The 11835-nt window shown below is 59.7% G+C and carries 11 protein-coding genes; 4 read left to right on the top strand and 7 right to left on the bottom strand.

Going from position 1 to position 11835, the window contains the following annotated elements:
• Positions 1-153 precede the first annotated feature (153 nt).
• Complete coding sequence (glyA, locus tag J3P92_RS04195; protein ID WP_230153609.1) at positions 154-1407, top strand: serine hydroxymethyltransferase; 1254 nt, start codon at positions 154-156, stop codon at positions 1405-1407.
• A 78-nt stretch (positions 1408-1485) separates the two neighbouring features.
• Here the strand turns inward: glyA and yjiA are convergent, their stop codons facing one another.
• The 3 genes from yjiA to J3P92_RS04180 all read right to left on the bottom strand — a co-directional run bounded on the left by yjiA (position 1486) and on the right by J3P92_RS04180 (position 5012).
• On the bottom strand, positions 1486-2454 hold the full coding sequence (yjiA, locus tag J3P92_RS04190) for a GTPase (RefSeq protein WP_420767660.1): 969 nt from the start codon (positions 2452-2454) through the stop codon (positions 1486-1488).
• A gap of 278 nt (positions 2455-2732) precedes the next feature.
• Positions 2733-2930: a YbdD/YjiX family protein gene (locus J3P92_RS04185; RefSeq protein ID WP_072390895.1), complete on the bottom strand. Its 198-nt coding sequence runs from the start codon at positions 2928-2930 to the stop codon at positions 2733-2735.
• Positions 2931-2945: 15 nt separating this feature from the next.
• Entirely contained in the window at positions 2946-5012 is a 2067-nt protein-coding gene (locus J3P92_RS04180) for a carbon starvation CstA family protein (RefSeq protein ID WP_434649981.1), read from the bottom strand.
• Between the two features lie 159 nt (positions 5013-5171).
• Here J3P92_RS04180 and J3P92_RS04175 point away from each other — a divergent pair, with 159 nt between their 5' ends.
• On the top strand, positions 5172-5528 hold the full coding sequence (locus J3P92_RS04175; RefSeq protein WP_434649979.1) for a PilZ domain-containing protein: 357 nt from the start codon (positions 5172-5174) through the stop codon (positions 5526-5528).
• Positions 5529-5735: 207 nt separating this feature from the next.
• Here the strand turns inward: J3P92_RS04175 and radA are convergent, their stop codons facing one another.
• The 3 genes from radA to katB form a co-directional block, all read right to left on the bottom strand.
• Positions 5736-7103, bottom strand: coding sequence for a DNA repair protein RadA (gene radA / locus J3P92_RS04170; protein ID WP_030140305.1), 1368 nt, complete (start codon positions 7101-7103; stop codon positions 5736-5738).
• A 40-nt stretch (positions 7104-7143) separates the two neighbouring features.
• Complete coding sequence (locus J3P92_RS04165; protein ID WP_434651095.1) at positions 7144-7692, bottom strand: ankyrin repeat domain-containing protein; 549 nt, start codon at positions 7690-7692, stop codon at positions 7144-7146.
• A 62-nt stretch (positions 7693-7754) separates the two neighbouring features.
• Positions 7755-9296 (bottom strand): catalase KatB, encoded by a 1542-nt coding sequence (katB, locus tag J3P92_RS04160; protein WP_434649977.1) that lies wholly within the window; start codon positions 9294-9296, stop codon positions 7755-7757.
• 283 nt (positions 9297-9579) lie between these two features.
• On the opposite strand from katB, the gene mscL reads away from it, so the two are divergent.
• A complete protein-coding gene (mscL, locus tag J3P92_RS04155) occupies positions 9580-9993 on the top strand; it encodes a large-conductance mechanosensitive channel protein MscL (RefSeq protein WP_420767274.1) in 414 nt (137 codons plus the stop codon).
• Between the two features lie 42 nt (positions 9994-10035).
• Here the strand turns inward: mscL and J3P92_RS04150 are convergent, their stop codons facing one another.
• Positions 10036-10812: a ferredoxin--NADP reductase gene (locus tag J3P92_RS04150; protein WP_420767275.1), complete on the bottom strand. Its 777-nt coding sequence runs from the start codon at positions 10810-10812 to the stop codon at positions 10036-10038.
• A gap of 282 nt (positions 10813-11094) precedes the next feature.
• Here J3P92_RS04150 and J3P92_RS04145 point away from each other — a divergent pair, with 282 nt between their 5' ends.
• Complete coding sequence (locus tag J3P92_RS04145; protein WP_434649975.1) at positions 11095-11808, top strand: autoinducer binding domain-containing protein; 714 nt, start codon at positions 11095-11097, stop codon at positions 11806-11808.
• Positions 11809-11835: the final 27 nt, after the last annotated feature.

Below are 11835 nucleotides of genomic sequence, written 5' to 3'. Positions count from 1 at the left end.
TGGGAGCGAGCCTGCTCGCGATGAGGCCGGTACAGGCGACGCTGAGCCCTGCGTGAAACCCATTCGTCCAAGACATGACGCCCTTTCATATGCCTTCCAAAACCGGTTGAGGTAGAATGCCCCCCTTTTCTGCCCCGATCCTTGAGGACCGCCATGTTCAGCCGTGATTTGACTATTGCCAAGTACGACGCCGATCTCTTTGCCGCCATGGAGCAAGAAGCTCAGCGCCAGGAAGAGCACATCGAGCTGATCGCTTCGGAAAACTACACCAGCCCAGCGGTGATGGAAGCTCAAGGCTCGGTACTGACCAACAAGTACGCCGAAGGCTACCCAGGCAAGCGTTACTACGGTGGTTGCGAGTACGTCGACGTGGTCGAGCAATTGGCCATCGACCGCGCCAAGCAGCTGTTCGGCGCCGATTACGCCAACGTCCAGCCACACGCAGGTTCCCAGGCCAATGCCGCCGTGTACCTGGCGTTGCTGTCGGCCGGTGACACCATCCTGGGCATGAGCCTGGCCCACGGCGGTCACCTGACCCACGGCGCCAGCGTTTCCTCCTCCGGCAAGCTGTACAACGCCGTTCAGTACGGTATCGACGGCAATGGCCTGATCGACTACGACGAAGTCGAGCGCCTGGCCCTCGAGCACAAGCCGAAAATGATCGTGGCCGGTTTCTCCGCCTACTCCCAGATCCTCGATTTCCCGCGCTTTCGCGAGATCGCCGACAAGGTCGGGGCCTACCTGTTCGTCGACATGGCCCACGTTGCCGGCCTGGTTGCCGCTGGCGTGTACCCGAACCCGGTACCGTTCGCCGACGTGGTCACCACCACCACCCACAAGACCCTGCGCGGTCCACGTGGCGGCCTGATCCTGGCGCGCGCCAACGCCGACATCGAGAAGAAGCTGAACTCGGCGGTATTCCCAGGCGCCCAGGGCGGCCCGCTGGAGCACGTGATCGCGGCCAAGGCGATCTGCTTCAAGGAAGCCCTGCAGCCTGAGTTCAAGGCCTACCAGCAACAAGTGGTGAAGAACGCCAAGGCCATGGCCGGCGTGTTCATCGAGCGCGGCTTCGACGTGGTGTCCGGCGGTACTGAAAACCACCTGTTCCTGCTCTCGCTGATCAAGCAAGAGATTTCCGGCAAAGACGCTGACGCGGCGCTGGGTAAAGCGTTCATCACCGTCAACAAGAACTCGGTACCCAACGATCCACGTTCCCCGTTCGTCACCTCGGGCCTGCGTTTCGGCACCCCTGCGGTGACCACTCGCGGTTTCAAGGAAGCCGAGTGCAAGGAACTGGCTGGCTGGATCTGCGACATCCTGGCCGACCTGAACAACGAAGCGGTGATCGACGCCGTGCGTGAGAAGGTCAAGGCGATCTGCAAGAAGCTGCCGGTATACGGCGCCTGATAGCAGTAGCAAAAAAAAACCGGCCCCAGTGGCCGGTTTTTTTATCGTTGGAAAACCACTCGCCCCACGCGTGGATGGTCAGTGGAGCGCGGCTTCGAAGCCGGCGCGGATCTTTTCTTCGGGCAGTTCATCGGCGATGAACACGATAACGCTTTCTCGGGCCTCGCCTGGCGCCCAATCGGTGTCCCAATCGAAACCGTACAATTTGAGCACACCCTGGAATACCAACCGACGGGACTCGCCCGCGATGTTCAAAACGCCTTTGTAGCGCAGCAACTGCTTGCCGTGTTCTTCCAGCAACTGGTTCATGAAGTCGCTGAGCTTGTCGATGTCCAGCGGCTTGTCGGTGCGCAGCACCAGGCTGCTGATGCGATCGCCCGTGGTCGCCTTGCCAACCGGACGAAGGCTGAGCCCGGCGCCCAGGTCCGCATTGAGGTTGAAACCGCGGATGTCCAGCAATTCGGCCAGGTCGATCTTGCCGTGTTCGACCACCCGAATCGGCGCCCGCCGGTTGATGCGCATCAGGCGTTCGCGAAGAGCCTCGACATGGGCCGCGTCGACCAGGTCTGTCTTGCTCAATAGCAGGCGATCGGCAAATCCGACCTGGGCCTGGGCAATGGCCTGGGCCAGGTGGGTGTCGGCATGCGCGGCATCCACCAAGGTCAGGATACCGTCGAGGATGTAGCGCTCACGCAGGTCCTCGTCGATGAAAAAGGTTTGCGCCACCGGTGCGGGATCGGCAAGACCGGTGCATTCGATCACTAGGCGGTCAAATTGGATCTCGCCGCTGTCCAGCCGCTCGAGCAACAAGTACAGGGCCTTGGTGAGGTCGGTGTGGATGGTGCAACAAACGCAGCCGTTGGCCAGGGTCATGACCTGCACCGGCTCTTCGCCCAGCAACTGGGTATCGATGCCTGCATCGCTGAATTCGTTCTCGATCACGGCAATTTTCAGGCCGTGCTCGGCCTTGAGCAGATGACGCAGCAGCGTGGTCTTGCCAGCGCCGAGGAAGCCGCTGAGGATCGTGACCGGGATGGGAGAGGACAAACTGAATCTCCTTGATGCCTGAAAAAGAAAGCGGATCCTGTGGGAGCGAGCTTGCTCGCGATGGCGTCAGGTCAGTCAAATCCTCGTCAACTGACACTCCGCTATCGCGAGCAAGCTCGCTCCCACAAGGGAACCGGTGGTGTACAAAAATCCTGAGACCAGCCCAAAACAACTGTGGGAGCGAGCTTGCTCGCGATGGCGTCAGGTCAGTCAATTCATCATTAACTGACCCACCGCTATCGCGAGCAGGCTCGCTCCCACAAGGGATGGGCCTCAGCTCAACAGCACTTGGGCCCGGCCTTGCCGCCGTAACGGGCCTCTTGGCGCTCTCGGAAGAACGCCTCGTAGTCCATCAGCGGCTTGTCCGGGTGCTTGGTTTGCATGTGCTCGACGTAGTTGTCGTAGTCGGGCATGCCGACCATCAGGCGGGCGGCCTGACCGAGGTATTTACCGAGGCGACTCAAGTCATTGAACATCGTTGCAATCCTCTATCAAGCGTCCGGCAGGGCCTGGAATGGCGCTTCTTTGTCCGTGCGCTCTTTCATGCCCCAGGCGGCGATGCCGACCTTGAGCGCGTAGAACAGGATGCTGAAGACCACGAACAGGAACAATACCGTCAGCGTTGCGTTGGTGTAGGCGTTGAACACCACGTGCTGCATCTGCTCGATGCTCTTGGCCGGGGCCAGGATCTGGCCGGCGGCCAGGGCATCGTTGTATTTGCGCGCCAGGGCCAGGAAGCCGATCGCCGGGTTGGCGTCGAACAGCTTGATCAGGCCCGCGGTGGTGGTGCAGATCAGCAGCCAGCTCGCCGGCAGCAGCGTGACCCAGACGTAGCGCTGGCGCTTCATCTTGATCAGCACCACGGTGGCGAGCATCAGGGCGATACCGGCCAGCATCTGGTTGGAGATGCCGAACAGCGGCCACAAGGTGTTGATGCCGCCCAGCGGATCGATCACGCCCTGGTACAGCAAGTAACCCCACAGCGCGACGCAGCCGGCAGTGGCGATCAGGTTGGCGGTCCAGGATTCGGTACGCTTGAGGGCCGGCACGAACGAGCCGAGCAGATCCTGCAGCATGAACCGCCCGGCACGGGTGCCGGCGTCCACCGCGGTGAGGATGAACAGCGCTTCGAAGAGGATCGCGAAGTGATACCAGAAGGCCATGGTGTTCTCACCCGGCAGCACCGAGTGCAGGATCTGCGCGATACCGACCGCCAGGGTCGGCGCACCGCCGGCACGGGCCAGGATGGTGGTCTCACCGATGTCCTTGGCCACCGCTTGCAGCGCGTCGGGGGTGATTGCAAAGCCCCAACTGCTGACGGTCTGGGCCACGGCCACCACGTCAGTGCCGACGATCGCCGCCGGGCTGTTCATGGCGAAGTACACGCCCGGCTCGATCACCGAGGCGGCAACCATCGCCATGATGGCCACGAAGGACTCCATCAGCATGCCGCCGTAACCGATGTAGCGGGCGTTGGTTTCGTTATCCAGCAGCTTGGGCGTGGTGCCCGAGGAGATCAGCGCATGGAAACCCGAGACCGCGCCGCAGGCGATGGTGATGAACAGGAACGGGAACAAGCCGCCCTTCCACACCGGCCCGGTGCCGTCGGTGAACTGAGTCAGCGCGGGCATTTTCAGCTCGGGCATGGTGACCAGGATGCCGATCGCCAGGGCGACGATGGTGCCGATCTTGAGGAAGGTCGACAGGTAGTCCCGTGGCGCCAGGATCAGCCACACCGGCAGGACCGCCGCGACAAAACCGTAGCCGATCAGCATCCAGGTGATCTGGATTCCGGTGAAGGTGAAGGCCTTGGCCCAGACCGGATCGGCGGCGATCTGCCCGCCCAGCCAGATCGAACCCAACAGCAACAGCACGCCGATGATCGAGATCTCGCCGATGCGGCCCGGGCGGATGTAGCGCATGTAGATGCCCATGAACATCGCGATCGGGATGGTCGCCATCACCGTGAAGATGCCCCACGGGCTCTCGGCCAGGGCCTTGACCACGATCAGCGCCAGCACCGCGAGGATGATGATCATGATCAGGAAGCAGCCGAACAGCGCAATGGTGCCGGGAATGCGGCCCATTTCCTCGCGCACCATGTCGCCCAGGGAGCGACCGTTGCGGCGGGTGGACAGGAACAGGACCATGAAGTCCTGCACCGCACCGGCCAGCACCACGCCGGCGATCAGCCAGAGCGTGCCGGGCAGGTAGCCCATCTGCGCGGCCAGCACCGGCCCGACCAGCGGCCCCGCGCCGGCAATGGCCGCGAAGTGGTGGCCGAACAGGATGTGCTTGTTGGTCGGGACGTAGTCCAGGCCATCGTTGTTGAGCACGGCAGGCGTGGCCCGGCGCGCATCGAGTTGCATCACGTTGTTGGCGATGAAGAGGCTGTAGTAGCGATAGGCGACCAGGTAAATGGCCACGGCTGCGACGACGATCCAGAGGGCGTTGATCGCCTCGCCTCGACGCAATGCCACGACGCCCAGGGCGCACGCTCCTACGACGGCCAGCAGTAGCCAGGGCAGATGGCGTAGCAGGCTATTATTGTTTTTCATTTTTATATTCCAGCCAGGGTGGACAAGAAAGATAGCCACTGGAGTTTAGCGCTAACCAGCGTAAAGGCCATACCCCGACATTCGTCGGCCACTGACCGAACGACAACGACGGCGCGCCAGTTGGGTCTATAGTCAGTGGATCTTCAGGGGGAATGGGTAATGAGCGAACGCCGCCGCTTCGTACGAATTGAATTCCATGCCAGGACCGAACTGAGCCAAGGGCCCTTCATCTGGCCAGTGAAGTTGCTGGACCTGTCCCTCAATGGGCTGCTGATCGAAAAGCCCCAGCCTTGGCTCGGTGACCCCGAGGCGCCTTTCATGGCAGACATCCACCTGAGCCCGGAGGCAGAGGTCAAGATGGAAGTCCGGCTGGCTCACGACGACCACGGCCACCTGGGCTTCGTCTGCGAGCACATCGACCTGGATTCCATCGCCCACTTGCGTCGATTGGTGGAACTGAACCTGGCCGACCATGATGAACTGGAGCGGGAACTGGCGGCGTTGATCCAGATTTGAATCCAGCGGTGCCCCCTGTGGCGAGGGGATTTATCCCCGCTGGGCTGCAAAGCAGCCCTAAACCTGACAACTCGGTGTGCCAGGTTGATTGGGGTCGCTTTTTTGGGGCTGCTGCGCAGCCCAGCGGGGATAAATCCCCTCGCCACAGATAAATCCCCTCGCCACAGATAAATCCGCTCACCACAGTGGACCGCACCCGCCTCGGTGCTATTCGAACAACGCATCCAACGCCTGCTCCAGACGTGTCACCGCGATGATCTGCAACCCCGCCGGCGCCTCCTTCGGCGCATTGCCCTTGGGCACGATGGCGCGCTTGAAGCCATGCTTGGCCGCTTCTTTCAGCCGCTCCTGGCCACTGGGCACCGGTCGCACTTCTCCCGACAACCCCACTTCCCCAAACACCAACAAATCGTGGGGCAGCGGCCGGTTTCGCAGGCTGGACATGACCGCTGCCATCAGTGCCAGGTCGGATGCGGTCTCCAGCACCTTGACTCCGCCCACCACGTTGAGAAAAACGTCTTGGTCGTGCGTAGGAATCCCGCCGTGCCGGTGCAGGACAGCCAGCAACATCGCCAATCGGTTCTGATCCAGCCCCAACGTGACACGGCGCGGGTTCGCCAGGTGACTGTCATCCACCAACGCCTGCACTTCCACCAGCATCGGTCGGGTGCCTTCCCACGTAGCCATGACAACGCTGCCTGGAACTTCTTCCTGTGCGCGTGTCAGAAAGATCGCCGAGGGGTTGGATACTTCCTTCAAGCCCCTGTCGGTCATGCCAAATACACCCAGTTCGTTGACGGCGCCGAAGCGATTCTTCACCGCCCGCAGCAATCGCAGGCGACCATCGGATTCGCCTTCGAAATACAGCACGGTATCGACCATGTGCTCCAGCACCCGGGGCCCGGCTAGCGCGCCTTCCTTGGTGACGTGGCCTACCAGGAAAATCGCCGTGCCGCTCTGCTTGGCGTAACGCACCAGCAACGCAGCGCTCTCGCGCACCTGGGAAACGCCGCCCGGGGCCGATTGCAGTTGTTCGGTAAAAATCGTCTGGATCGAGTCGATCACCATGACCTTGGGTTTTTCCAGGCGCGCCGTGGCGATGATCGTTTCGATGCAAGTCTCGGTCATGACTCGCAACTGATCCTGGGGCAACCCCAGGCGTCGGGCGCGCATGGCCACCTGCTGCTGGGATTCTTCGCCAGTGACATACAGCGCCGGCATGCGCGTGGCGAGATTGCACAACGTCTGCAACAGGATGGTGGACTTGCCGATGCCCGGATCGCCGCCGATCAACACCACCGAACCGTCCACCAGACCACCGCCCAGCACGCGGTCCAGCTCACCGGATGCCGTGGAGAACCGCGGAATTTCCTCAACGCTGACCTCGGCCAGCGTCTTGATCTGCGCCTGCTGGCCGGCCCAGCCCGTACGCCCGGTGGGCGCCGCCGCGCCGCCGCTTTCCACCATGGTTTCGGTCAGAGTGTTCCAGGCCCCGCATTCGCTGCATTGGCCGGCCCATTTGGGAAAGGTCGAGCCGCACTCGGTGCAGCCGTACATGCGCTTTGCCTTGGCCATCTGAACTCCGGGTAAAAACCGCGATGATAACAGCCGGGCTTTACCGCGGGGCCGGCATTCTGATTTCACCCTTTGCCAGATCTGCCGGGGTGTTGCCCAGCGGATCCCTGGCCTCCAGGTCGGCCCCCTTGGCCTTCAGGGCATCGAGCAACTCGCCACGCTTGAACAGACCGGCATACATCGCGGCGGTCTGCCCGGCACCGTTGCGCTGATCTGGGCTGCAATCGGTGGACAATAAACGACGCGCGATCTGCACTTCGCCCTTGAAAATCGCCCCCATCAACGCGGTGTTGCCACGTTCGTCCTGGGCACAGGCATCCGCCCCGGCGACCAACAGACGCTCGACCGCCGGGCCATGACCGTGATACGCCGCCAGGATCAGCGCGGTGTAGCCCTTCTCATCCCGCGTGTCGAGCGAATAGCCGGCCTCGATGAAGGTATCGAGCATCGGCACATCGCCCCGGCGGGCGGCATCGAAATAATAATCTTGCAACTGTGCCCGCACCTCATCCGCGCCGGCGGTCGGAGCTTGATCGGCCAGCACAGCCCATGACCATGTGACTAATATCAATGAAAGGAACTTACGCATCATGACCTCTCCATGCGACTGCGAATTATGGGAGCCGAACCCACTCGGCTCCCATAAGCGGATCAGTCGCTCAGCTTTTCGGCCAGCGCCTTGACCCGCGCCAGGTCGCCCTTGGCGACCCGGGCCACTCCCGTCCCGTATTCAGGATCGGCCTTGTAGAGGAACGACAGGATGATGTGCTTGCTCTCGTCATCGGTAGTCGCCAAAGACCCACCAAAACTCTCGATCAAGTCACTGCGCTCCTTTTGGTTGAACGAGCGGTACAGGTCGCCCGCCTGCTTGAAGTTCTGCTCGCGCTGGATTTTCGCCTGTTGGGTGCTACCGGTCAGCTCGGCCTGGCTATAGCGCGCCGCTTGTTGTTCTTCACGGGGCATCAAGCGGCTCGGCTGGTAATTCACGCCGGTGCTGGTCTTGCCAAAATTCATCGCGCCATCCTGGTTGCCGTTGTTGACAGCGACCTTGGGGGCATTGATTGGCAACTGCAGCGCGTTCGGCCCAACCCGGTACATTTGCGTATCGGCATAGGAAAACACCCGCCCCTGCAACAACCGGTCTTCCGAAGGCTCGATACCCGGCACCAGGTTCGCCGGCGCCATTGCCACTTGTTCGGTTTCCTGGAAAACATTCGCCGGATTACGGTTCAACACCATTTGCCCAACTTTTCGCTCAGGAACATCCGGCCATATCTTGGTCGCGTCCAATGGATCGAAGTCAAACTTGGCCAGGTCCTGAGGCTTGAGCACCTGGACGAACAAGTCCCACTTTGGAAAGTCACCCTTATTGATATGGCTGACCAAATCGTTGGTCATATGGCTGTAATCCTGTCCTTGTACCTTCACCACTTCTTTCGGGTCGAGATTTTTGAGGCCCTGCAAACTTTTCCAATGAAACTTTACGTAACTGATCTCGCCCTTTGAGTTGATCAGTTTGTAAGCATGTACACCGTTACCGTCCATCTCGCGGTAACTGGCTGGTGTCCCGGAGTTTGAATACAACTCGGTCAGGGTGCGAGTCGCTTCTGGAACATGGGAAAAGAAGTCGAAACGACGGGAGTCATCATCCAGGTTGGTTCGCGGATCGGGTTTGAACGCGTGGACCATGTCAGGGAACTTGATAGCGTCACGGATGAAAAATGTCGGGAAGTTATTACCCACCAGATCCCAGTTACCCTCCGCCGTATAGAACTTGGTGGCAAAGCCACGCGGGTCGCGCAGTGTTTCGGGCGAATGATTGCCATGCACCACGGCGGAAAAACGTACGAACACTGGCGTGACCTGGCCCGCCGCGAAAACCTTGGCCTTGGTCAGGTCGCTCAAATCATCGGACACGGTAAATTCGCCATGGGCACCGGTGCCACGGGCATGGACGACGCGCTCGGGGATACGTTCGCGGTCGAACCGCTGGAGCTTCTGGATCAGTTGCACATCCTGAAGCAAGGTTGGGCCATTGGGCCCCGCCGTTTGCGAGTTCTGGTTGTCGCCTACCGCTGCACCATTATCGCGAGTCAGCGTGGCGGCATGGATGGACAGGGAAAACAGGCTGGCGGTCAGCACAACAAGGGAACGGCGACCGGACATAGCGCCGAGGCCAAGGGAAGTGTTCATTGAAGTTTCCTCTGATTTTATAAAGCGCATCCATGTGCGCCTTTCAGAGGCTAGTGCTCGGAAAATGAAAACCTAAATAGAAATGCCATACCGCGCTGATAGAAAAAACAATATAGGGAGTCAGCCCTGAAGCGCGTATCGCGCGCAATTGGTGGCACTTTGTAAACTTTTCGCGGGGGGCCGGGTCGATTACAGGCACGCTTTGTAAGCATTCATGTCGAGCGAGACACCGATGACTGGCTTACACTGCGGCTATCAACTCATCTGTCACAAGGAATCATTCATGGGCGTGCTAAGCGAGTTCAAGGCCTTCGCGGTCAAAGGCAATGTCGTCGACATGGCCGTCGGGATCATCATCGGTGCTGCTTTCGGCAAGATCGTTTCGTCGTTCGTGGGTGACGTCGTCATGCCTCCGATCGGCCTTCTGATCGGCGGGGTGGACTTCAGCGACCTGGCCATCACCCTCAAGGCCGCCCAAGGCGATACGCCGGCAGTTGTGCTGGCCTATGGCAAATTCATCCAGAGCACAGTGGACTTCATCATCGTCGCGTTCGCGATCTTCATGGGCGTCAAGGCCATCAACCGGCTCAAGCGCGAAGAAGCCGTCGCCCCGAGCGCCCCCCCTGTGCCGACCAAGGAAGAGCTATTGCTGAGTGAGATCCGCGACTTGCTCAAGGCCCAGAACGAACGGCCCTGATATTCCCGCGCCTAGAAATGGCGTCCCCGGGACGCCATTTTTCTACCAATAGTTTTCCACCGCTACCTGGCCGGGCCGGCGGGTGAGGCTCAGTTGCAGGCCCCTGGCCTTGAGCAGCTTGCGCGTGTCGTCAATCATCTGGGGATTGCCGCACAGCATGACCCGGGAATGCTCAGGCGTCAGCGGGACACCGGCGACCCGTTCCAGCTCACCGTTTTCTATCAACGTAGTGATTCGCCCGTTAAGGGCCTCTGGAACCTGCTCACGGGTGACGGTCGATATAAACCGGAACTTATGCGCGTATTCGGCCAGGTAGTCTCGCTGGAACAACCCCTCGATAAGGTCTTGGTACGCCAGTTCCCTGGCCTCCCGCGCACTGTAGACGAGGATGATCCGTTCGAATTTTTCCCAGACCTCGAAATCCTGCAGGATCGAAAGAAACGGGGCGACACCCGTTCCCGTGGACAACAGCCATAGATCACGACCGTCGACAAAACGGTCCAGCGTCAAATAGCCAAAGGCCTGGCGCTCGACCAGCAGATTATCCCCTGGTTTCAGACGGCTCAGCTCGCTGGTGAATTCACCGCCCGGGACGACGATCGAAAAGAACTCGAGAAACTCGTCGAACGGCGATGACACCATGGAATAAGCGCGCCAGACGGTGCTCCCATCCGCCTTGACGACACCGAGCCGGGCGAACTGACCAGCCCGGAAGCGGAAACCGCGATCCCTGGTGGTGCGTAGCGTAAACAAGTGAGGCGTCAACGTTTGTACGTCGACCAGTCTCTGGCGGGTAAACTTTTCTGCATTGTCGGTCATGGGGCACTCCAATCGAACAAGGCCTGCAGTGTCCCGCAAAGTGAGGATATTAACCACCGCCGAAGATTGATAGCGTTAAGCCACCCACCTTGTACATCGGCGGATAAAGCTCTACAAAGTAAAAAACATGTATCAGAAACACTGTTAGTAAAGTGCCTTCGTCAATAGCGACGACGCCAGACAAAAGAAAAAAATCTAACTACCGAGCAAGGAAAAGTCCTACACTCATTTTCGCGTCACCGATTGGATCCACCTCGTTGAAAGTTCCAAAGGAGAAATGCAATGGACGAGTGGAAGGACTTGCAACTGCGAAAACTGTCATGTGAAAAGGACTTGCAAAGGGCCTATCGTCTGGTACTGGATTTCTTTAATTTTCAAGGATTTGAATACTGTGCCTTTGCCGCATACTCGGGCGTTCCCGATCGGTATGCCAGCAAGATCAATATTAATAATTACCCTTATGGATGGGACCGGCTTTATGAACAAAATGGTTACGTCAACAATGACCCGATAGCGGCGCATTGCAACCAGTCCGCATTACCGATCCTGTGGAGTGAGAGTGCATTTTCCGAAGCACCCAAGTTATGGCGGGAACTTAACCGACAGGGTCTCAGGCACGGCTGGACACAAGCCATACATGATGAGCACGGCTCCCATTACAGTTTATTCAGCCTCGCCAGGACGCATTGTCCGATCGATGCCGACGAGCACTATGGGAACCTTGGCTATGCCATCTTCGCCAGCCAGAAATTGCATGCTCTGGCGGGCAAGAAGCTGGTCGACAATATGGTGCCCCCGCAAACCTACCACCTCTCCCCCCGGGAGATCGAAGTGCTGAAGTGGTCCGCCGAAGGAAAGACCGCGTCGGAGGTCGGGCGCATCCTGTGCCTGTCCGAACGTACCGTGAATTTCCACGTCTGCAGCTGCATGCGGAAGTTGAACGTGACCAATAAAATCTCGGCGGTGGCGAAAGCTGCGCACATCCATGTGATCTAGGTAACCACTCAGTCCGCAAAAACCCAC

The organism is Pseudomonas sp. D3-27 (assembly GCF_051132165.1).
Taxonomy (GTDB): Bacteria; Pseudomonadota; Gammaproteobacteria; order Pseudomonadales; family Pseudomonadaceae; genus Aquipseudomonas.
This window is presented reverse-complemented; position numbering and strand designations above follow the sequence as displayed.